The 21,348-nt window shown below is 67.3% G+C and carries 18 protein-coding genes; 13 read left to right on the plus strand and 5 right to left on the minus strand.

Translation table 11 applies throughout. The features are described 5' to 3' along the window. The 3 genes from QZW52_RS05870 to QZW52_RS05880 all read left to right on the plus strand — a co-directional run. Positions 1–1,155 (plus strand): 8-oxoguanine deaminase (locus QZW52_RS05870; protein ID WP_293996273.1); only part of this gene is annotated, 1,155 nt, incomplete at its 5' end. Between the two features lie 250 nt (positions 1,156–1,405). Further along, positions 1,406–1,897, plus strand: coding sequence for a hypothetical protein (locus QZW52_RS05875; protein WP_293996275.1), 492 nt, complete (start codon positions 1,406–1,408; stop codon positions 1,895–1,897). A gap of 54 nt (positions 1,898–1,951) precedes the next feature. Further along, on the plus strand, positions 1,952–2,161 hold the full coding sequence (locus QZW52_RS05880; RefSeq protein ID WP_293996277.1) for a GFA family protein: 210 nt from the start codon (positions 1,952–1,954) through the stop codon (positions 2,159–2,161). A 227-nt stretch (positions 2,162–2,388) separates the two neighbouring features. On the opposite strand, the gene QZW52_RS05885 is transcribed toward QZW52_RS05880, so the two are convergent. The 4 genes from QZW52_RS05885 to QZW52_RS05900 form a co-directional block, all read right to left on the minus strand. After that, the gene (locus tag QZW52_RS05885) at positions 2,389–3,282 is read right to left on the minus strand and encodes a TolB family protein (protein WP_293996279.1); all 894 of its coding nucleotides are present in this window, start codon (positions 3,280–3,282) and stop codon (positions 2,389–2,391) included. Positions 3,283–3,301: 19 nt separating this feature from the next. Then, positions 3,302–4,141 carry an IclR family transcriptional regulator gene (locus QZW52_RS05890; RefSeq protein ID WP_293996281.1) on the minus strand — a complete coding sequence of 280 codons (840 nt, stop codon included), beginning with the start codon at positions 4,139–4,141 and terminating at the stop codon, positions 3,302–3,304. A gap of 79 nt (positions 4,142–4,220) precedes the next feature. Further along, complete coding sequence (locus tag QZW52_RS05895; RefSeq protein WP_293996283.1) at positions 4,221–5,429, minus strand: CaiB/BaiF CoA transferase family protein; 1,209 nt, start codon at positions 5,427–5,429, stop codon at positions 4,221–4,223. Then, entirely contained in the window at positions 5,429–6,295 is an 867-nt protein-coding gene (locus QZW52_RS05900; protein WP_293996285.1) for an HTD2 family dehydratase, read from the minus strand. Before QZW52_RS05900 ends, QZW52_RS05895 begins: the two co-directional genes overlap by 1 nt. 173 nt (positions 6,296–6,468) lie before the next feature. On the opposite strand from QZW52_RS05900, the gene QZW52_RS05905 reads away from it, so the two are divergent. The 10 genes from QZW52_RS05905 to QZW52_RS05950 all read left to right on the plus strand — a co-directional run bounded on the left by QZW52_RS05905 (position 6,469) and on the right by QZW52_RS05950 (position 19,790). Further along, positions 6,469–6,900 carry a VOC family protein gene (locus QZW52_RS05905; RefSeq protein ID WP_293996287.1) on the plus strand — a complete coding sequence of 144 codons (432 nt, stop codon included), beginning with the start codon at positions 6,469–6,471 and terminating at the stop codon, positions 6,898–6,900. Between the two features lie 66 nt (positions 6,901–6,966). Beyond that, on the plus strand, positions 6,967–8,655 hold the full coding sequence (locus QZW52_RS05910) for a tannase/feruloyl esterase family alpha/beta hydrolase (protein ID WP_293996289.1): 1,689 nt from the start codon (positions 6,967–6,969) through the stop codon (positions 8,653–8,655). A 56-nt stretch (positions 8,656–8,711) separates the two neighbouring features. Beyond that, positions 8,712–9,740: a TRAP transporter substrate-binding protein gene (locus tag QZW52_RS05915; RefSeq protein WP_293996291.1), complete on the plus strand. Its 1,029-nt coding sequence runs from the start codon at positions 8,712–8,714 to the stop codon at positions 9,738–9,740. Between the two features lie 3 nt (positions 9,741–9,743). Beyond that, positions 9,744–11,633: a TRAP transporter large permease gene (locus tag QZW52_RS05920; RefSeq protein WP_293996293.1), complete on the plus strand. Its 1,890-nt coding sequence runs from the start codon at positions 9,744–9,746 to the stop codon at positions 11,631–11,633. Positions 11,634–11,641: 8 nt separating this feature from the next. Then, positions 11,642–12,562 (plus strand): NAD-dependent epimerase/dehydratase family protein, encoded by a 921-nt coding sequence (locus QZW52_RS05925; RefSeq protein WP_293996295.1) that lies wholly within the window; start codon positions 11,642–11,644, stop codon positions 12,560–12,562. A 27-nt stretch (positions 12,563–12,589) separates the two neighbouring features. Next, positions 12,590–13,360 (plus strand): SDR family NAD(P)-dependent oxidoreductase, encoded by a 771-nt coding sequence (locus QZW52_RS05930; RefSeq protein WP_293996297.1) that lies wholly within the window; start codon positions 12,590–12,592, stop codon positions 13,358–13,360. Positions 13,361–13,382: 22 nt separating this feature from the next. Then, positions 13,383–14,495: a helix-turn-helix transcriptional regulator gene (locus QZW52_RS05935; protein ID WP_293996299.1), complete on the plus strand. Its 1,113-nt coding sequence runs from the start codon at positions 13,383–13,385 to the stop codon at positions 14,493–14,495. 150 nt (positions 14,496–14,645) lie between these two features. Then, positions 14,646–16,880 (plus strand): beta-glucosidase family protein, encoded by a 2,235-nt coding sequence (locus QZW52_RS05940; protein ID WP_293996301.1) that lies wholly within the window; start codon positions 14,646–14,648, stop codon positions 16,878–16,880. Positions 16,881–16,973: 93 nt separating this feature from the next. Continuing rightward, positions 16,974–17,855 (plus strand): AraC family transcriptional regulator, encoded by an 882-nt coding sequence (locus QZW52_RS05945; RefSeq protein ID WP_293996303.1) that lies wholly within the window; start codon positions 16,974–16,976, stop codon positions 17,853–17,855. Between the two features lie 156 nt (positions 17,856–18,011). Then, positions 18,012–19,790, plus strand: coding sequence for a tannase/feruloyl esterase family alpha/beta hydrolase (locus QZW52_RS05950; RefSeq protein ID WP_293996305.1), 1,779 nt, complete (start codon positions 18,012–18,014; stop codon positions 19,788–19,790). A gap of 106 nt (positions 19,791–19,896) precedes the next feature. Here QZW52_RS05950 and QZW52_RS05955 read toward each other — a convergent pair whose 3' ends face one another. Then, positions 19,897–21,348: an aldehyde dehydrogenase gene (locus QZW52_RS05955; RefSeq protein ID WP_293996307.1), complete on the minus strand. Its 1,452-nt coding sequence runs from the start codon at positions 21,346–21,348 to the stop codon at positions 19,897–19,899.

Here is a 21,348-nt window from a genome sequence, read left to right on the forward strand (position 1 = left end):
GGCTGGCTGAAGACGCTCTACCCGATCTGGGCCGGGCTGACGCCGGAGATGGTGCAGGTCTCGACGCAGGTCGCCATGGCCGAGCTGCTGCTGTCGGGCTGCACGACGAGTTCGGACCACCTCTACCTCTTTCCGAACGGCGTGACGCTGGACCACCAGATCGAGGCGGCGCAGCAGGTCGGCATGCGCTTCCACGCCGCGCGGGGCAGCATGAGCGTGGGCGAGTCGGCGGGCGGGTTGCCGCCGGACCACCTCGTCGAGCGCGAGGACGCCATCCTCATCGACACGCAGCGGCTGATCGATGCCTACAACGACAACGGCCGCTACAGCCGGCTGCGCGTGGTGGCGGCGCCGTGCTCGCCGTTTTCAGTGAGCCGCGAGCTGATGCGCGACTCGGCGGCACTCGCCCGCAGCCTCGGCGCCCGGCTGCACACCCACTTGGCCGAGAACGACCACGACCTCGCCTACAGCCAGTTCAAGTTCGGCATGACGCCCACGGAGTACGCCGAGAGCGTGGGCTGGCTGGGCGAGGACGTGTGGCACGCGCACTGCGTCAAGCTCGACGCGCACGGCCTGGCCCGCTTCGCCGCGACCGGCACGGGGGTCGCGCACTGCCCGTGCAGCAACATGCGGCTGGCGTCGGGGATCGCGCCGATCCGGCGGATGCTGAACGCGGGCGTGCCGGTCGGCCTCGGCGTGGACGGCAGCGCGAGCAACGACGCGGCGCACCTGCTGAACGAGGCGCGGCAGGCGCTGCTGCTGGCGCGGGTCGGGCGGGCGATGCAGCCGCCGGAGATGGACGCGGGCGGCGTGCTGCGCTACGGCTGCGACCTCGGGCCGGCGGAGATGACGGCGCGGGATGCGCTGGAGATCGCCACGCGGGGCGGCGCGAAGGTGCTCGGCCGGGATGACATCGGGCACCTGTCGGTGGGGATGGCGGCCGATCTGGTGCTGTGGCCCACGGGCGGGCTGGCGATGGCCGGCGGCGCGGTGCATGACCCGCTGGCGGCGCTGCTGCTGTGCGCGAGTCCGTCGGTCGCGTGGAACATCGTCGGGGGGCGGGTGCTGGTGCGCGAGGGGGAGTTGACGACGGTGGATCTGGGGCCGCTGGTGGAGCGGCATGATCGGTTGGCGTTGGGGTTGGTGGCGGGATGACGAGCGTAGACCTGAAATGACAGATTCGATATGCTGTATGGCCTTGTGGCGGCGTATCGAGTTACGCAGGGCGCGTGGTTTAGGGTAATTTATACGAAGGCAAAAACTTGCAAGACCAATAAAAAACTCAATGGTTACGCGGACTTGAGTTGCTTTGCCGACAAGCTGATACTCAGCAAAGAGGCTGTTACGCCAGCAAGGTGTTCCGCACATACTGCACTAAAATAGTAAGGATTTAAAAATGACTCCCATGGACAAGCTTCGATCGGCATTACGAAAGAAAAATTCGCGTCTTGCAGGAATTGACGGAGAAGAATATGCTGGAAAATGGTTGAAAGCATACGGAATCAAATATGAGAGCATCGAACAAGGCAAAAATACCTTGTCCTCCGAATTAAAAATGCACGGAGGCAAAAGGCCGGATTTTATTGCGGAGTTCAATGGCGGATTTATGCTTTTTGATGCAAAGTACCATGTAACTGATAATGGGACGTTATTTAAGCTAACGGATGAAGAAATTGGAAAATATAGGGCGCTAGTATCATTTTGCAAAAATAAGTCCCCAGGATCTGAAATAAACGTGGTATTTATTGTTATGCCAAAAGAAGATAATGGATCCAGAATAGTGCTTGTCGATTTAGACGAATTTAATAATGGCGAAGCAACCACAATATGTTCTATGCCCGCCACATCAATTAGCTTACTCAATCGTGACGAGTTGTGGTTCGATAATATCGATTAACAAATCGTTGCAATACCGCGCACTTCGTGCGCTGGAATCGGCGTTAAAAACCCCATGACTACCCGCCTCGGAAAATGCCTCTGCGGCGCCTTCCGCTTCCGCCTCTCCGCTGAACCGGTCGCCACCAGAATCTGCTGGTGCCGCGACTGCCAGCATCTGGCGGCCAACGGCACGGTCAACATCATGGTGCCGACCGCAGCACTCGACATCGACGGCCCGACCAGCGAATACTGGACGATACGTCGTCAGTCAAGCCGACGATGAACATCTGGACCAGCAGCGCGCCGACGTGGGCCTGTCTCGATCCGACGCTGGAGCAGGTGGAGCGGCAACCCGTGCCACCGCCGACCGCCAGCCCGACCGAGCAAAGATAGCCCTGCACCGCGAGCGAGGTGCGCGGGTTGTGAGGTCTGCTGACCCCGAAGGCCCCCCTCCCGACCTCCCTGTATGGACCAGGGGCTGGGTCACGCCAACCGCTTGGCCGCCTCACTTCACCCCATGCGCTCGTAGGACACGAAGGCCAGCGTCCGGCTGTCCGGCGCCCAGGAGTTGACGTTGAGCGTGCCCTGGCCGCCGAACAGCTTCACCAGCGTCCGCGAGACCCCACCGCTGGCCGGCACCACACGCAGTTCCACCCACTTGTCGGGCGGGTGGTCGCCGGGGGCCACGTCGTCCTTGCCATAGGCGACATAGGCCACCCACTGCCCGTCCGGCGAGACGTGCGGGAACCAGCCGTTGGCGTCCTCCTGCACCATGTGGGTCGGGTTGCCACCGTCCGCGTCCATGCGCCAGAGTTGCATCAGGCCGCTGCGGGTGGAGTTGAACCAGATCGAGCGGCCGTCGGGCGAATACTCCGGGCCGTCGTCGAGTCCGGGGGTGTCGGTGAGCCGGGTTTCCGGGCCGCCGTGGACGCCGATGGTGTAGATGTCGTACTGCCCGCCGCGTTCGGCGCAGTAGGCCAGCCGCGCACCGTCCGGGGACCAGCCGTGCAGGTAGCTCGGGCCTTGCGGCGTCACCAGCACGGGGGCGCCACCGCCCAGCGGCAGCGTGTAGATGCGCGAGGCGGCGTCCTCGTTCGTGAAATGGCTGATCGCGAGCTGCGTGTTGTCCGGCGAGAGGACGTGGTCGTTGTTGCAGTCGGTGGCGAAGCCGGTGTCGATGGCGCTGACCTCGCCCGTCGCCAACTCGAAGGCGTGCATCCGGCCCTGGCTGTTGTAGACGAGGCGGCGGCCGTCGCGGGTCCAGTTCGGCGCCTCGATCACCACGTCGAAGGTCTTGCGCACGGTGCGCTCGCCCGTGTGGATGTCGAGGGTTTCGAGGAAGCTGCGGGTGCCGTCGCGCGCAACCAGTTTGCGCAGGGTGTGGATGTCCATGTTCATGTCCATGTGCAGGTGGTCCTGGTGTTCAGAGTCTGGCGGGCCGTTCGGCCATGCCACCGATGCGTGACGACAACTTGCGCGCGGCCAAGCCCAATGCGGCCGTCACCTCGGGAATCGACTTGCGCCGGAGCTGGTCGATCCGCTCGGCGTAGGGCACGGTCAATGCCGCGACGGCACGCCCCTGGGCATCCAGCACCGGGAAACTGACGGCGTACAGACCGCGCACCTGCACGCTGGGAATCGATTCGTAGCCGGCCATGCGGATCGCGGCGAGCGTGCTGTCAATCTGCGGATCGGCCTGCTCGGGGCGGCGCTGCAGCGATTCCTCGATGTGCAGCTTGCGCGTTTCCTCGTCCTGGAAGGCCAGCAGCACCCGGCCCGACGCCGAGATGAGCACATCCAGCTCCGCCCCCGCCCGCACCGCGAAGCCCATGCCGCTGGGCGTGTCCACCTTGCACAGCACCACCTGCTTGCCCTGGCCGTAGACGGTGAGGTGGCAGGACTGGTCGAGTTCGCTGGCCAGGCGCTGCATGATCGGCGTGGCCTCGAACAGCAGCCGGTGCGTCGGCGGATAAACGTGCGACAGCTCGAACAGCTTGGTGGTGACGCCGTAGGTGTTCTCGTCCACCAGCGTCACGTAGTCGCGGTTCACGAGACACGCCACCATCCGGTAGATCTCGCCGACGCTGCGGCCCAGGCGCTGCGCGATGTCCTTCTGCGTCAGCGGCTGCTCGCTGCGGCAGAGCATCTCCAGGATGTCGAGGCCCTTTTCGAGTGCCGGCGCCGCATACGCGCGCGCCTCGGCTTCAGCGGCAGGGCCGGTGCCCGTGCCCGTTCCCGTGGTGTCCTTGGCGTCGTCCTTCATCCATGCTCCATCGGCTGTCTGTCCATCGCATCGTGCGCGGCCACCATTGTCCCGCACGCTGCGCGACGACCCGATGGACTCAACCGCTGCGGGGCACTTGCGCGGCCGCCGAGGCCAGCAGCGCCTCGATCGCCTCGGCGCCGTAGCCCAGCTCCTCCAGCAGTGCCCGCGTATCCGCGCCGCGGGGCTGGGCGGGCGTGCGCCGCGGGAGGTGGGCGTCACCGACCCGGATCGAGGAGCGGATCGCGGCGGTGCGGCCCTCGGTGGGGTGCTGCTCGTAGGCGATCAGATCGACGGCGGTGAGGTGTGGGTCGTCGGGCAGCGTGTCCAGGGTGTGGCAGGGCTGGGCGGCCAGATCGGCACCCTGCAGGATGGCGAGCCACTGTGCCGTGGTGCGGCTGCTCAGCGCGGCGCCGCGGACCTCGAACCACTCGCCCACATGCCGCGCCCGCGCCGCCACGCTGGTGAAGCGCGGATCGTCCAGCAGGTGCGCCCGGTCGGTGGCGACGAGGAAAGCGCGCACCTGCGGGTCGGTGTTGACCGTGAACGAGATCCAGCCGTCCGCCGTCTTCACCGGCTTGTTGTGCGGGCTGAGCAGGCGCAGATCGCCGGGCGGGCCGACGGGCGGGTCGAAGCTGTGCTGCGCGAGGTGCTCCTGCAGCACGAAGGCGGCCATGGTCTCGAACATCGGCACCTCGATGCTGCAGCCTTGCCCGCTGGTGCGGCGCTCGACCCATGCGGCGAGGATGGCGCCGGCGGCGATCTCGCCCGCAACGTGGTCGCAGATCAGCAGCGGCACATAGGCCGGCGCCCCGTCACGCGCCTGCATCAGCCCGGCGATGCCCGAGACGCCCTGCACGACGCTGTCGTAGGTGGGCAGACCGGCATACGGGCCGTCGGTGCCGTAGCCGGTGATCAGGCAGTAGACCTTGTCGGGATGCTTCGCCCGCACGGTCGCCGCGTCCAGCCCCAGCCGCGCCAGTGCCTGCGGACGCATGTTGGCCACGACCACGTCGGCCGATTCGACCAGCCGCGCCACGGCCTCGCGGGCGCCGGGCTGCTTCAGGTCGAGGCAGATGTTGCGCTTGCCGCGGTTGAAGTGCAGGTAGGTGCCCGAGTGCTGGCCGGTGGGCGACAGGCCGCCCAGGCCACGCATCAGGTCGCCCTCGGGGGCCTCGACCTTGATGACCTCGGCGCCGTACTGGCCCAGCCGCCAGGTACAGACCGGGCCGACCACGACGCTGGTCAGGTCGAGGACGCGCACGCCCTTGAGTGGTTCGAATGCCATCAGAGCTTGACCTCCATCTCGACGGCCAGATGGTTCTGATCGTCGTATGCCTTGAGCCGCCAGTGTCCGCCCGACGCATCCGGTTCCGGATCGGCGGTCAGGGTGACGGGGCGGTTGCAGTAGAGCGGCGCCAGGTGCCGCACCGACAGCGCGGCCGGCACCACACCCAGGTCACGCCGCAGGAACTCGGTCAGCAGCAGCGTACACAGCCCGCCATTGACGACCAGATCGGGAAAGCCTTCGACCGTGCGGGCGTGGTCGCGGTCGAGGTGGATGCGGTGCGAATTGAAGCCCAGCGCCGAATACTGGAACAGCAGCGTCTCGTCGGGCACGGCGGTTTTCAGGTGCGCGGCCTGCGGAGCCGCGGCGGGCGCGGCTTCAGCAGCACCGGCACCGGCACCGGGTGGCCGAGGTGGCAGCAGCAGGTACGTCTGGGTCTCGACCAGTGCCGGCTCGGACGACGAGGCCAGCCGCAGCGTGTGCGCGATCTTGACCACCGCCATCGGGCCGGACGCCGTGGTCTTGCGCACGAGGCTCTGGAGTCCGCTGGAGCGCACCACCGAGGCGCCGACCGGGATGTCCCCGTGGAACGCGACCGTCCGGCTGCCCAGCATCAGGCGCGGCAGCCCGAGGTCCGGCATCGGCACGCCCAGCCCCGGAAAACCATCGCCGCGCAGCGCCGAGCGCCGCGTGTCGGCCCCCAGCAGCACGAACTGCCAGCCACGGGGCAGCGCCTGTCCCGCCAACACGCCGTCGGGGTCCAGATCGAGCATGGCCGCGACCCGGCGCACGGTGGACAGGGCACAGGTCTCTTCCCGCTGCACTGCGGCGGACTCCCCCGCGTCAGCCGTGGCTTGGGGGTGCATCAGGTTCTGTGTCATGGATGAAACTGCATGTTCTTCAATGAAAGTCATCGAAAAGCATTGGGCCGCCATCTGCCAAGAAAGTCCATTTTTGCGGCTTAGGTGTTTTTACCAATGATTTGTCATCTTCATGGGTGAATCATTGCAAGCAATTCTCACCGCCACACAGGACCGCCATGAACTTCAAGTTCCACCACATGAACCTCTGCACGGACAACCTGCCGCGCCTGACCAAGTTCTACAAGACGCTGTTCGACCTGGGGACCATCCAGGACCAGGAACACACCGTCGTGAGTGGCGTGCGCGCAGACCGTGCCTACACCGGCAATGTCGATTTCCTGACCGACGGGGACATCGAGTTCCACTGGGCCGAGCGCGACCTGGACACCGGTTTCAAGATGAAGAAATTCGTCAACCCGATGGGCCATGGCCACTTCTGCTTCCGCACGGACGACATCCAGGGCTTCATGCGCCGCTGCGACGCGCTGGGCATCCGCTACTCGGACTACGGCTGCTGGGCCATTCCCGGCTGGCACCAGGTCTTCCTGCACGACCCGGATGGCCATGTGATCGAGATCCACCAGCCCGGCGTGTTCGACCCCCGGTAAGGGCCGCCACCCCTGCCGTGCCCATGTACCCATGCACACAGAACCACAGAACAACGGAGACAAGCCATGACATCCCATTCCCTCTTCCCATCACAGCCACAGCCACGGCTGGCCGGCGTGCCCTTCCTGCTGCTGCCCCTGCTGCTCGCAGCCTGCGGCGGCGGCAGCGATGACACCAGCACGACCACCAGCAACGCCGAGAAGGTTGCGTGCGAAAGCCTCGTGGGCACGACACTGGCGGGCGGCAAGGTGCTGACGGCCGCGGCCATCCCCGCTGGCGACTACACCCCGCCCGGCCAGCCCGGCCCCGTGACTGGCCTGCCCGCGTTCTGCCGCGTCACCGCGCTGATGCAGCCGTCCACCGACTCCAGCGTCAACGTCGAGGTCTGGATGCCGCGCCAGAACTGGAACGGCCGCTTCCTGGGCACCGGCAACGGTGGCGGCGGGGGCAGCATCGCCTACATCACCGGCATGGCGGAAGGCTTGAAGCGCGGCTTCGCGTCCGCCAACACCGACCTGGGCACCGCGCCGGACGCGAACCTGGCCATCGACCACCCCGAACGCTGGCGCGATTTCGGCTACCGCGCCAACCACGAGATGACCGTCACCGGCAAGGCGCTGGCCACGGCCTACTACAAGGCCGCGCCGCGCACCTCGTACTTCCAGGGCTGCTCCACCGGCGGCCAGCAGGCGCTGTCGATCGCCCAGCGTTACCCCGACGATTACCACGGCATCGTCGCCGGCGCCCCGGCCAACAACCGCACGCACCTGCACACGATGTTCATCCACAACCTGCAGGCCCTCACCGCCCCCGGCGCGGCGCTCTCGCAGGCCAAGCTCAACATGGTCACGGCCAAGGTGCTGGCGGCCTGCGTGGGCAAGGACGGCGGCGCCCCGACCGACACCTTCCTCACCGACCCGCGCCGCTGCAGCTTCGACCCCGAGACGCTGCCCAAGTGCGCTGGCACCGACAGCGACACCTGCCTGACCGTGCCCCAGTTGACCGCGCTGAAAGCCACCTGGAACGGCCCGGTCAACCCGCGCACCGGCGAGCGCATCTTCTCCGGCCTGCCGGTCGGCTCGGAAAGCGCCGTGCTCGGTCTGGGCTTCCAGGGCGACACCACGTCCTGGCCCGCCCAGCAGTTCTACATGTTCAAGTGGGCGTCGGGTTCCGCCTGGAACTACGCCACCTTCGACATGGACCGCGACATGGACACGGCGGACGCCCGTCTGGCGTCGATCATGAACGCCAACGACACCGACCTGTCGCGCTTCAAGGCCAACGGCGGCAAGCTGGCGATGTTCACCGGCACGGCCGACCCCGGTGTGCCGTATGCCAGCGCGATCGACTACTACGAGCGCACGGTGCAGGCCCAAGGGGGCGACCTCGCCGCCACGCAGAACTTCTTCCGCTACTTCCTGGTGCCGGGCATGGGCCACTGCAGCAGCATCACCGGCGGGCCGGGCGTGGGCGACTTCGGGCAGTCGTACTCGCAGTACGTGCCCAAGGACGCCGACCACGACATCCTGCTGAAGATGGTGGACTGGGTGGAGAACAAGACCGCGCCCGACAGCGTGATCGCCACCCGCTACGCCGACGCCGCCGGCACGACCGTGGCCATGGAACGCCCGATCTGCGCCTACCCCAAGGTGCCGACCTACCAGAGCGGGGACGCCAGCAAGGCCAGCAGCTTCAAGTGCGTGGACGCGCCCCGCAACGGCGTCCAGACGCCGGCTGCGCGTTACCTGAACTGAGCTGAGTTGAGTTGAGCCATCCCTCGCCATCCACACCGATTCAGGAGACCCTGACCATGAACACCACCCGTTCCACCCCCGCACGCCGCGCCGTCCTCCAGCAGCTTGGGGGGCTGGCCGCCGCCGCCCTCGTCCCTGGCGTCGCGCTGGCCCAAGCCAACAAGTTCAACCTCAAGATCGCGATTTCCCTGCCCGAGAGCCACCCGACCAGCGCCGCCCTGAAGGCCGCCTGCGCCGAGATCCTCAAGGAATCGGGCGGCCGACTGACGATGGAGGTCTACCCCAACGGGCAACTCGGCAGCGACACCGACACGGTGTCGCAGGTCCGCTCCGGCGCGATCGACTTCGTTTGCACCGCCAACCAGATCTGGGGCAACCTGATCCCGGTGGTGTCCATCAACACGCTCGCCTTCGCGTTTCCCGACTACGCCACGGTCTGGAAGGCGATGGACGGCGAGCTGGGCGCGCACGTCCGCGGACTGTTCGACAAGATCGGGGTCGTGCCGGTCGGCAAGGTGTTCGACCACGGCTTCCGCCAGATCACCCATGCGTCCAAGCCGATCACCTCGCCCAAGGACCTGGAGGGCATGAAGATCCGCGTGCCCGCCAGCCCGAACTCGACCTCGCTGTTCAAGGGCCTGGGCGCCTCGCCGACCACGGTGCCGATCGGCGAGCTGTACACCGCGCTGCAGACCAAGGTCGTCGATGGGCAGGAAAACGCGCTGCCGACCATCGACGCCACCAAGCTCTACGAGGTGCAGAAGTACTGCTCGTACACCTCGCACATGTGGGACTGCTTCTCGCTGGTGGGCAACAAGCGCAACTGGGCGGCGCTGCCGGACGACCTGCGTGCCCTGGCCACCCGCATCTTCGACGCCCACGCCCTCAAGCAACGCGCCGCGCACGAGGCACTGAACGCATCGCTGGAAGCCAAGCTCAAGGGCGCCGGCATGCAGTTCAACACCGTGGACGGCAAGCCCTTCCGCGACACGCTGCAAAAGGCGGGCTACTACACCGACTGGCAGAAGAAGTTCGGCCCGGAAGCCTGGGCACTGCTCGAAAAGTACAGCGGCAAGCTGGCCTGACCCATGCACACCTCCCACGCACCGGGCCAAGGGCCATCGGACCCGTCTCTCGCAACGACCCCTTGGCGCCGCGGCGTCGCGGCGGCGGATCGCCTGCTGGGGTGGCTCACGGAGGTGCCGGCCGCGCTCCTCGTGCTGCTGGAAATCCTGGTGCTGCTGGCGGGGGTCGTGAGCCGCTACGCCTTGCACCGACCGCTGACCTGGTCGGACGAGCTGGCGGCGATGATGTTCCTGTGGCTGGCAATGCTGGGGTCCGTGATCGCCCTGCGCCGCTCCGCGCACATGCGGATGACGGCGCTGGTGGACATGGCTTCACCCGAAACGCGGGCCTTCCTGGACCTGCTCGCCACCGTGGCCGCCGGCACGTTCCTGCTGCTGATCGGCCACGGCGCCTTCGAGTTCGCCATCGAAGAAGCCATCGTCACGACCCCCTCGCTTGAAATCTCGAATGCGTGGCGCGCGGCGGCGCTGCCGTGCGGCATCGTGCTGATGGGCTTGTCGGCGCTGCTGAAACTCGCGGAAGTCACCGACTGGCGGCGCCTGCTCGCGGCGCTGGCCGTGGTGGCGACGGCGGTGGCGGTGCTCTGGGTGATGCGCCCGCTGTTCCAGTCGCTGGGCAATGTCAACCTGCTCATCTTCTTCGTCTTCATCGTCGCGGCGCTGGTGCTGAGCGGGGTGCCGATCGCCTTCGCCTTCGGGCTGGCCACTTTCGGCTACATCGCGCTCGCCACGTCCAAGCCCACCATCGTCATCGTCGGCCGCATGGACGAGGGCATGGCGCACCTGGTGCTGCTGGCGGTGCCGCTGTTCGTGTTCCTCGGCGTGGTGCTGGAGTTGTCCGGCATGGCCAAGGCGATGGTGCGCTTTCTGGCCTCGCTGCTGGGCCATGTGCGCGGCGGCTTGTCGTATGTGCTGGTCGGGGGCATGTACCTCGTGTCCGGCATCTCCGGCTCCAAGGCGGCCGACATGGCCGCGCTCGCCCCGGTGCTCTTCCCCGAGATGCGCAAGCGCGGGATGCCCGAGGGCGAGATGGTGGCGCTGCTCGCGGCGACCGGCGCGCAGACCGAGACCATCCCGCCCAGCATCGTGCTGATCACCATCGGCTCGGTCACGGGCATCTCCATCGCGGCGCTGTTCGCCGGGGGGCTGGTGCCGGCGCTGGTGCTGGCGGTGCTGCTGTGCTTCGTCGTCTGGTGGCGCAACCGCAAGGTCGCGCTCACCGGCATGGTGCGCGCCAGTTGGGGCGAGATCGGGCACACGCTGCTGGTCGCGCTGCCGGCGCTGGCCTTGCCCTTCATCATCCGGGCCGCGGTGGTGGAAGGGATCGCCACCGCCACCGAGGTCTCGACCATCGGCATCGCCTACGCGATCCTGGCGGGCGCCCTGCTGTACCGCCAACTGGACTGGCGCAAGCTGTGGCCGGCGCTGGTGGACACCGCGGCCTTGTCGGGCGCGATCCTGCTCATCATCGGCACGGCCACCGGCATGGCCTGGGCACTGACGCAATCGGGCTTCTCGCGGCAGTTGGCACAGGCCATGACGCAGTTGCCCGGAGGCACGGCTGGTTTCCTGGCCGTGTCGATCCTGGCGTTTGTCGTGCTGGGCAGCGTGCTGGAGGGCATCCCGGCCATCGTGGTCTTCGGGCCGCTGCTGTTCCCGATCGCCAAGCAGTTCGGCGTCCACGATGTCCATTACTCGATGGTGGTGGTGCTGGCGATGGGCATCGGCTTGTTCGCGCCGCCGTTCGGCGTCGGCTACTACGCCGCCTGCGCCATCAGCCGCGTCAGCCCGAGCGTGGGGATGCGGCCCATCCTGGGCTACCTGCTCGCGTTGCTGGTCGGCACCGTGGTGGTGGCGGCCGTGCCGGCCCTGTCGATCGGTTTCGCGAAGTAGCCCCGCCCATGGCCACCCTGTTCCTCACCGGCGCGACGGGCTACATCGGCGGCTCCGTCGCCCTGCGGTTGGCCGAAGCTGGCCACCGGGTGCGCGGCCTCGTGCGCAGCGCCGAGGCGGCGGCGTTCCTCGAATCCCGAGGCATGGAACCCGTGCTGGGCAGCCTCGACGACACCGCGCTGCTGAGCGGCGAGGCGCGGCGCTCGGACGGCGTGGTCCACACCGCCAGCGCCGACCACGCGCCGAGCGTCCACGCGCTCATCGCCGGACTGGCCGGGTCGTCCAAGCCGCTGATCCACACCAGCGGCGCCAGCGTGGTCGGCGACGATGCCCGTGGTCAGGCACCGTCCGGCCCCGTCTTCGACGAAGACACCCCGCTCGCCGTGGACCCACGCAAGCAGGCCCGCCGCGACATCGACCTGTGCGTGCTCGCGGCGGCAACGCAGGGGGTGCGCAGCGCAGTGATCTGCCCCAGCCTCGTCTACGGCGTCGGCCACGGACTCAAGCGGGACAGCGTGCAGATCCCTTTTCTCGTCGCGAATGCCCGTGCGCAGGGCCGGGTCGAGGTCGTCGGCCAGGGCCTGAACGTGTGGTCGAACGTGCATCTCGACGACCTCGTGGCGCTGTACCTGCTGGTGCTCGACCAGGCGCCACCCGGTGCTTTCTATTTCGCGGAGAACGGCGAAGCGTCCTTCGGCGATCTCGGCGCGGCCATCGCCACGCGGCTCGGGCGGCCCGGCGTGGTCTCGCTGGACCCGGTCGTGGCCGCCGAGCGTTGGGGTGTGCCACGCGCGTATTTCTCGCTGGGCAGCAACAGCCGCGTCCGGGCCGTGCGAGCACGCCGCGAGCTGGGCTGGGCACCGCGCCACCGCTCCGTGACCGACTGGGTGCTCGGCGAGATGCCAGCGCCTGAAGATGCCTGCTCCTGATATTCCTGAACTTTGAAAGAGATTCCCATGTTGCTCAAGGACAAGGTTTGCCTGATCGCGGGTGCAGCGTCGCCGCGCAGCATCGGCTACGCCACGGCGGCGCTGTTCGCCGAACACGGCGCCAAGGTCGTCCTGCTCGACCTGTTCATGACCGAACAGGTGGTGAGCGGCTTCCGGGCCGAGGTGGAAACCCGCCTGCAGCGCCCGGTGTCCGCGCAGGGCTTGCGCTGCGACATCAGCAGCGCGGACGACTGCGAGCAGGCCGTGCGCCAGGTGGTCGAACAGCACGGCACCCTCGATTGCCTCGTCAACTCCGCCGGCATCGTCCAGTCCCAGCCGCTGCTCGACATCAGCGCCGCGGACCTGGACCGCATGCTGGACATCAACCTCAAGGGCGCGTTCTTCCTGTGCCAGAGCGTGCTGCGCGTGTTCCGCGAACGCCGCTCGGGCACCATCGTCAACGTGGCGTCGCTCGCCGCGCAGCGTGGCGGCGGGCTGGTCGGTGGCCCGCACTACGCGGCGTCCAAGGGCGGCATGCTCAGCCTGACCCGCAGCATCGCCCGCGAGTTCGGGCCGCTGGGCATCCGCGCCAACGCGATCTGCCCGGCCATGATCGACACGCCGATGCTCGATGGGCTGAACGCTGAACGGCTGCAGGGCATCGTCGAAGCCATCCCCCTGAAGCGCACCGGCACCACGCGGGAAGCGGCGGGCGCGTGCCTGTTCCTGGCGTCCGAGCTGTCCGGCTTCGTCACGGGCGCCACGATCGATGTCAACGGCGGCACGCACATCCACTGACCCACTGACCCACTGATCGTTATTGCCATCGACACCGAGAGACCTGGACGTTCGTCCCATGCACGGCCGAACCGTCAGCAGCCAGGTCGATGCCCTCATCCTGCGGCAGGTGCAAAGCCACGCAGGCGCCAGCGCGGCCCAGGCGCGACGACGCGACGCCGGCATCAGCGAACTGTTGCTGCACGATCCACGGGGACGCATCCCCGCCGTCCAGCACCTGCACCTGCTGCACCTGCTCGGTCCACTGCAACTGGTGCGGGAAGAATTGCGCATGGACTGGCCCCAATGGCTGGAGGCCTTCCCGACTTACGCCAGCGTGCTGGCCAACAGCATGTCGCTCACCGGGGCCATTCGTGAACTGCTGCGGCTGCGGTCCCTGATGGGCGAAGTGGACGTGCTGATCGCGCATCGTCAGCAGGATGGCTGGGTTTTCGAGTACAGGATGGAGGGTCCGGCGCGTTCTTCGTTGTGCGCCTACAGGCATTTCGCCCTGGTCGAGTTGCTGGCGCGGCACTACCTGCCGCAGACCTCGGCCGTTGCCAGCATCGAGCTGATTGGCTTGCCCTTCGCACCACGCCAGTGTTTCAGCGAGTTGCACGACTGCGTGGTGCGCTTCGGCGCCAGACACAACCGCTTGATGCTGACGGCACCCGATGCGGACCAGCCTTACCGCCAGCACAACCCCGTCTTGCACCACCACCATGTGACGATGGCCGAGGCCGCCATGGATCAATTCAAGCCAGCGCCCTCCACGCGCAAGTTGCTGGAGGACTGGCTGAGCAAGGTGTTCCACGACGCCGGATCGGACCACGCCGGCCATGCTGGGTGCCGGCCATCGGACATCGACCCAGGCATGCTGCTGGAAGCCGCCTGCGGTGAATTCCGGCTCTCGCGCTGGAGCCTGCAGCGTCGATTGCGCGAAGAAGACACCAGTTTCTCGGACGTCATGGAGCACTCCAGGGCCACCGAGGCCCAGCGGCTGCTGTCGGGAAGCACAGTGACGCTCACTGAAATCGCGCATCGACTCGGTTTCTCCGCGCTCAGCGCGTTCTCACGCTTTTTCTCCAGCCACTGCGGCATGACCCCCAGCCGCTACCGTGCGCTGCAACAGCACAGGCCTAGCGAGTTTCCCTAGGTTTGCACGTCCCTGCTCCCAGCGGTCAAGTGCTGTCGCCAGCGGTCAAACGTCCCGCGATCCGACTCCCTACAGTGCATCGTGCTTGGTCGGTCCAAGCCATGCCATGCAGAACAGCACGATCCCCGAGGTCGGCACGACGGAACAGCTATGAACCCAACCCTCACTTCCCTGATTTCTGGCGCCCTGGTGGCCTGCACCTTGACAGGCTGCGGCGGCGGCGACAACACCCAGACGACCGTGGTCCAACCGACGGCAGACACCGTTGCGGACGACAAAGCTTCGGCCTTGTTGGCACAGATGACGCTGGACGAGAAAATCCAGCTCGTGCATGGCAATGGCTTCGGCAATTCACCTGTGGGTGGTGCGGGCTGGATTCCCGGCATTGCAAGACTGGGTATTCCAGAGCTCTACACGGCCGATTCGGCCGCAGGCGTCGGTGTCACGGGCAAGAATGTCACGCCCATGCCGGCACCCATTGCCCTGGCCGCCAGTTGGGACCCGAAGCTGGCGTTCGAGTATGGCGAGACGATTGCCAAGGAACTGCGCGCGCTGGGCTTTTACGAGGGCCTGGGCGGTGGCGTCAATCTGGCGCGTGAACCGCGCAATGGACGCAACTTCGAATACATGGGTGAAGACCCCGTGCTGGCCGGCGAGCTGGTGGCCCAGCGCACGATCGGCACGCATTCCCAGAAGGTCGTGGCCACGCTGAAGCATTACGCGCTGAACGATCAGGAAGTCAACCGCTTCACGTCCAACTCCGAGGTGGACGAGCGCACCATGCGCGAGCTGTACTTGCTGCCCTTCGAAATTGGTGTCAAGCAGGGCGAGCCGGGCAATGTGATGTGCTCGTACAACCTGGTCAATGGCCTGCATGCCTGCCAGAACCCGTATTTGCTGACCGATGTGCTGAAGAAGGAATGGGGCTTCAAGGGCAAGGTGCAGTCGGACTGGTTCCTGGCCTTGACCGATACCGTCCAGGCCGCCACCGCCGGTCTGGACGAAGAACAAGCCGGCTCGCCGGACGACAGCGCCGGCATCTTCGGTTGGCCCACCTTCTTCAACCAGAAGCTCAAGACCGCCGTCCAGAGCGGCTCGGTGCCGCTCAGCCGCTTGAACGACATGGTGTTCCGCAAGCTGCGCACGCTGGCCCGCGTCGGGATTCTGGAGTCGCCGCCGAAGGCCGGCGGCACCATCGACCAGGCCGCAGGCTCGGCCGCCGCGCTGAAGTTCGCACAGCAGTCCATGGTGCTGCTGAAGAACACGGCCAGCACCGGCTCCACCAGCAAGCCGCTCCCGCTGAATGCCGGCAGCGTGCGCAGCATCGTCGTCATCGGCGGGCATGCCGACGTGGCCGTGCTGTCGGGCGGTGGATCGGCCTCCGTGGCCCCACGCGACGGCGATGCCGTGCCTTGCCTGAAGCCTGGCACCGTGGTGGGCAACCTCAATCTGTTCAATGCCTGCGCCACCTGGTACAAGTCCTCGCCGCTGGACGCCATCCGCGCCAAGGCTCCGACGGCCACCGTCACCTATTTCGATGGCAACGATGCGGTTGCGGCGGCGACGGCTGCCGCCGCGGCGGACGTGGCCATCGTCTTCGGCACGCAGTGGCAGACCGAAGACGCGGACCTGAGCAACCTCAGCCTGCCCGACGCGGTCACCGACCCGGCCAACCAGTCCTACGACCAGAACGCGCTCATTGCGGCGGTGGCGGCCAAGGCCAAACAGACCGTGGTCGTGCTGGAAACCGGCACCGCCGTGACCATGCCGTGGGTCGGCAACGTGAACTCGGTGCTGGAAGCCTGGTATCCGGGCGTGAAGGGCGGCCAGGCGATCGCGGACGTTCTCTTCGGCGATGTCAACCCGTCCGGCAAACTGCCGCAGACCTTCCCGGTTCGCGAGGCCGATCTTCCCCAGACGGCCATTTCCAAGACATCGCTGAACGTGCAGTACCTGGAAGGCTTGGCGATGGGCTACCGCTGGTTTGACGCCCGCCAGATCACGCCGCTGTTCCCCTTCGGTCACGGCCTCTCGTACACCGATTTCAGCTACTCCGGCATTCAGACCAGCATGGACGCCGCCGGCAACCTGACGGTCAATTTCACGCTGAAGAACATCGGTGGCCGCGCCGGTGCCGAGGTGGCACAGGTCTACGCCGGCCTGCCCAGCAACAGTGGCGAGCCGCCCAAGCGTCTGGTGGGATGGCAGAAGATCAGCCTGGCCGCCGGCGCAAGCCAGGCGGTGAGCCTGACGATCAAGGCCGAACGCTTGTCCGTTTGGGACACCAGCAAGCACCAATGGCAACTCCCGAGCGGCAGCTTCACCTTCTACGTGGGCGGCTCGTCGCGGGACAACCAGTCACTGGTGGCGTTCTCGGGAAAGTGATGGGCGGCGCGATCTGACGCTGATACCCTGCTGCATGGGACCGGATGGGCGCCGCGAGGTGCCCACCTCCACTGACCTACCTGTTGGCCGGACATGCTGTTCACGACCCTGCACGGACTCGCTGCATCGAACAACCCAGGTGAAGTGCTGGCCTGCAGTCCGCAGGGATCGGCCGGACTGCCGGTGGCGGTGCGCCCGATCCCGGCCAGCGGCGCCACCGAGCACGACCACCACCCGATCGCGTGCATCTATGTGGCGCACAGCGGCGCGGGCCGCCGCCGCTACCAGCGCGGGATGCACACCCTGGACCTGCGCACCGCCCCCCGGATGATCGAGGTCTGCGAGGCGGGCCTGCACTTCGAGCGTGCGGAGTGGTCCGGCGAGGCGGGGCGCTGCATCGAGATCCTGTTTCCCGATGCCGATGTACAGGCGCTGACCGGCGGCGAGCTGCAGTCGCTGCCGCTGCGCACCCGGCACGAGGTCTTCGACGACCGGGTGAGCACGCTGGCCCTGCAACTGGCCGAGGAAGTGCTGGCGGGCACGCCGACCGGGCCGCTGTATGCCCGCGGCCTGAGCCTGGCCTTGCTGGCGGTGCTCCACGCCGACCACGCTGGCCCGGCACCCGCCCGCGCCGCCGCTGTCCAGACGCTGGCACCCGACCAGCGGCGGCGCATCGTCGATTTCGTCGCCGAGGCGTTCGGCGAGAAGCTCACGCTCGACCGGCTGGCGGACGAACTCCGGCTCAGCCCCTTCCACTTCGCGCGGCTGTTCAAGGCCAGCTTCGGCACCACCCCGCACACGTATGTGCAGCGTGTGCGGCTCGACGCCGCCGCGCGCGCCCTGGCCCGCTGCGGCGACCACTCCATCGCCGAAATCGCCGGCCAATGCGGCTTCGCCAGCCAGTCGCACCTGACGACGCAGATGCGCCGCCACCTGGGCACCACCCCCAGCACCCTGCGCCGCCTGCACGGGTAAGTCCCTGGTCTGCCGCCGCAAGCCGCTGCAATTTCCGCAGGATCGTGAAAGACGGTCGCCCCCCCGTTTCCTATCGTCCGAAGGTTCCAAGACCCAGACGAAAGCGAGACCACCATGCCATTTCCTCTCCCACCCCCAGGGCTTCGGCTTGCAGGCGTGAGCGCCACCCTGGCCATGACCGCCCTCGTGCAAGGCTGCGGCGGCGGCGACAGCACCCCCGCCACGCCGACCGTGACCGCGCTGTCCTGCGACGATGGACTCAAGACCGCCTTCAAGCCGGACGCGAACACGACGGTGCTGCTGGTCAAGTCCTTCAAGGCCGGTGACGCCATCGCGCTGTCCGGCACCCCGACCACGCCCGCGCCGCCCGTTGCACCGGCCGACCTGTGCCTGGTCAAGCTGCTCGTCGGTCCTGGCAATGCCGGCCCCGCCACGGCGCCCTCGACCTCCGCCGGCATCGGCATCGAGGTCTGGCTGCCCGCCCACGCAGCGTGGAACCAGCGCATCCGCGCCTACGGCAGCGGCGGCTGGGCCGGCAGTGCGCAAACCAGCACCACCACCATCGGTGGTGGCGGTGACGGCAACGACCTGCACGCCTCCACCGCCGGCAAGGGCTACGTCGTGGCGACCTCTGACCACGGCCACACCAGCCCCTTCGGCGGCATCAGCGCCTCCTTCGGCATGAACCCGGACGGCACGGTCAACACCACGCTGTGGAAGGACTTCGCCGAGCGCAGCCTCCACGAGATGTCGGTGAAGTCGAAGGCCCTGGCCAAGCTCTATTACGGCAAGGCGCACAGCTACGCCTACTGGGACGGCTATTCCACCGGCGGTCGCCAAGGTCTGAAGCTCGCGCAGGTCTACCCCGACGACTTCGACGGCATCCTCTCCGGCGCACCGGCCATCAACTGGACGCGCTTCATCACCAACGAGCTGTACCCGCAGGTGGCGATGCAGCGCGAACTCGGTGGCCCGATCGCCAGCGCCAAGCTCACGGCGGTCTCCACTGCAGCGATCGCGGCGTGCGGCGGCGCGGCGCTCGGCTTCCTGACCGACCCCTACGCCTGCCGCTATGACCCGACCAAGGATGCTGCGGCGCTCTGCACGGGCGTGGCGGGCAACGGCGGCGTGGTCGGCACGAATGCCAGCGCGGCGAGTTGCGTCACGCTGGCGGAAGCCTCCGTGTTCAACCGCATCTGGTATGGCCAGACAGCCGATGGCAGCGTGCCCGATCCGGCGCTGGACAACGCATCAGGCCCTTACCTCGCAGGCAGTAACCAGCTCTGGTTCGGCCTCACGCGCGGCGCGCCACTTGACGGACTCGCTGGTGCCAATGCCTTCCCGATCGCGACGGACCAGGTCGCCATCGAGATGCAGAACGCGGCGCTCGGCTCGGTCTTCTTCTCCAACGCCACAGGCAATGGCGCCAACGCTTGGCAGCGGTTCAGCTACAACGACCTCACGGTGGCCGCCTACCAGGGATTGGTCCAGCAACCGCAGTTCAGCAACATCAACACCGACAACCCGGACCTCACCGCCTTCAACGCACGCAAGGGCAAGCTGCTGCTCTACCACGGGCTTGCCGACAACCTGATCGCCCCGCAGGGATCGGACAACTACTACAACCGGGTGGCCTCGGCGATGGGCGGCGTGGCCGAAGTGCAGAAGTTCTTCCGCTACGTCCACATCCCTGGCCTGTCGCACGGCGGTCGTCTGGAAGCCGCCGCCAAGGTGCCGGTGCCGCAGACCGCCTTGGGGCGTGATGAGCTGTTCCTGGCGTTGCAGTCGTGGGTGGAGCAAGGCACAGCGCCGAGCACCTTCACCGCCACCTCGTCCGATGGCACCGTGTCGATGCCGTTGTGCGTCTATCCGAAGAAGGTGCGTTACAGCGGCAGTGGTGCGGTCACGGCAGCGGGCAGCTACACCTGCCAGTGATGACAGATGACAGATGACAGGTGACAGGTGACAGGTGAATGAAAGAGGCCCCGGTGGTTCAAAACCACCGGGGCCTCTTGGTTGCAGTGTCAGTGTCCGTACTCGGTCAGACCGGGTACTGCTGCACCGACGGCTCCAGCGTGATCCACTTCAGTTCGGTGAACTCGTCGATCACGGCGCGGCCGTCGAAACGACCGTAGCCGCTGTTCTTCATGCCGCCGTAGGGCGCCTGGGCCTCGTTCTGCACCGTCGCGCCATTGACGTGGACCGAGCCGCAGTCGATCTGCAGCGCCGCGCCCAGCGCACGGGTCACGTCACGGCCGAAGATGCCCGCCGACAGGCCGTAGGCGGTGTCGTTGGCAGCGGCCACGGCGGCTTCGACACCCTTGACGCGCACGATGGTGGTGATCGGGCCGAAGGTCTCCTCGTCGAAGATCTTCATGCCGGGCTTGACATGGTCCACGATCGTGGCGGGCATGACCGCGCCATCCGCGTGACCACCGCAGGCCAGCGTGGCGCCCTGGGCCAGCGCGTCGTCGATCAGCGCGTTCAGGCGCGGGCCGGACTCCTTCGTCACCATCGGGCCGATCACGCAAGCGGCGTTCTGGGTCGGATCACCCGCCGGCAGTTCATTGGCGCGCGCAGCGAACTTGGCCACGAACTCGTCGGCGATGGACTCGTCCACCACGATGCGCTCGGTGGACATGCAGATCTGGCCTTGGTACAGGAACGAGCCGAACACGGCCGCCTTGACCGCCTCGTCCACGTTCGCATCGTCCAGCACCACCAGCGGCGACTTGCCGCCCAGCTCCAGCAGGCAACGCTTGAGCTGGTGGGCCGCCTTCACGGCGATGATGCGGCCGACGCGGGTCGAGCCGGTGAAGTTGATGCGGCGCACCGCCTTGTGGGCGATCAGCGTGTCCACGACTTCCGGCGCGTCCTTCGGGGCGTTGGTCAGCATGTTCAGCACGCCCGGCGGGAAGCCGGCCTCGACCAGCGCCTCGGCCACGAGCTGGTGGGTGCGCGGGCTGGCTTCGGAGGCGCGGAACACCACCGTGTTGCCGCAGACGATCGGGTAGGCGATGGCGCGGGCGGCCAGCACCACCGGCCCGTTCCACGGCACGATGCTCAGGATCACGCCGACCGGCTGGCGCACCGTCATCGACAGCGCACCGGGCTTGTCGGTGGGGATGGTCTCGCCCTGGATCTGCGTGGCCATCGAGGCGGCTTCGCGGAACACGTTCGCGGCCAGATAGACGTTGAACCCGGCCCACAGCGGCGAGGCCCCGACTTCCTCGCCCATCACCTGGATGAAGGCGGGCGTGCGGGCGTCGAGTGCGTCGGCGGCCTTCAGCAGCAGGCGGCGGCGCTCGGACGGGGGCGAATGGCGCCACGCCAGGAACGCCGTCTGGGCCGATTCGACCGCCGCGACGGCGTCCTCGACCGAGCCAGCCGCTGCGCGGGTGACGACTTCGCCACTGACGGGGTGGCGGCGCTCGAAAGTGGCGCCATCGGAGGCGGCGCGGAGTTCGTTGTTGACGAGCAGTTGGGAGTCCAT

The organism is Sphaerotilus sp. (assembly GCF_013299175.1).
Classification (GTDB): domain Bacteria; phylum Pseudomonadota; class Gammaproteobacteria; order Burkholderiales; family Burkholderiaceae_C; genus Sphaerotilus.

Coding starts and splice junctions, on each gene's coding strand:
- QZW52_RS05875 (WP_293996275.1), top strand. CDS start 1,406: ATGGACAAGCTTCGATCGGCATTACGAAAGAAAAATTCGCGTCTTGCA.
- QZW52_RS05880 (WP_293996277.1), top strand. CDS start 1,952: ATGACTACCCGCCTCGGAAAATGCCTCTGCGGCGCCTTCCGCTTCCGC.
- QZW52_RS05885 (WP_293996279.1), bottom strand. CDS start 3,282: ATGGACATGAACATGGACATCCACACCCTGCGCAAACTGGTTGCGCGC.
- QZW52_RS05890 (WP_293996281.1), bottom strand. CDS start 4,141: ATGAAGGACGACGCCAAGGACACCACGGGAACGGGCACGGGCACCGGC.
- QZW52_RS05895 (WP_293996283.1), bottom strand. CDS start 5,429: ATGGCATTCGAACCACTCAAGGGCGTGCGCGTCCTCGACCTGACCAGC.
- QZW52_RS05900 (WP_293996285.1), bottom strand. CDS start 6,295: ATGCACCCCCAAGCCACGGCTGACGCGGGGGAGTCCGCCGCAGTGCAG.
- QZW52_RS05905 (WP_293996287.1), top strand. CDS start 6,469: ATGAACTTCAAGTTCCACCACATGAACCTCTGCACGGACAACCTGCCG.
- QZW52_RS05910 (WP_293996289.1), top strand. CDS start 6,967: ATGACATCCCATTCCCTCTTCCCATCACAGCCACAGCCACGGCTGGCC.
- QZW52_RS05915 (WP_293996291.1), top strand. CDS start 8,712: ATGAACACCACCCGTTCCACCCCCGCACGCCGCGCCGTCCTCCAGCAG.
- QZW52_RS05920 (WP_293996293.1), top strand. CDS start 9,744: ATGCACACCTCCCACGCACCGGGCCAAGGGCCATCGGACCCGTCTCTC.
- QZW52_RS05925 (WP_293996295.1), top strand. CDS start 11,642: ATGGCCACCCTGTTCCTCACCGGCGCGACGGGCTACATCGGCGGCTCC.
- QZW52_RS05930 (WP_293996297.1), top strand. CDS start 12,590: ATGTTGCTCAAGGACAAGGTTTGCCTGATCGCGGGTGCAGCGTCGCCG.
- QZW52_RS05940 (WP_293996301.1), top strand. CDS start 14,646: ATGAACCCAACCCTCACTTCCCTGATTTCTGGCGCCCTGGTGGCCTGC.
- QZW52_RS05945 (WP_293996303.1), top strand. CDS start 16,974: ATGCTGTTCACGACCCTGCACGGACTCGCTGCATCGAACAACCCAGGT.
- QZW52_RS05955 (WP_293996307.1), bottom strand. CDS start 21,348: ATGGACTCCCAACTGCTCGTCAACAACGAACTCCGCGCCGCCTCCGAT.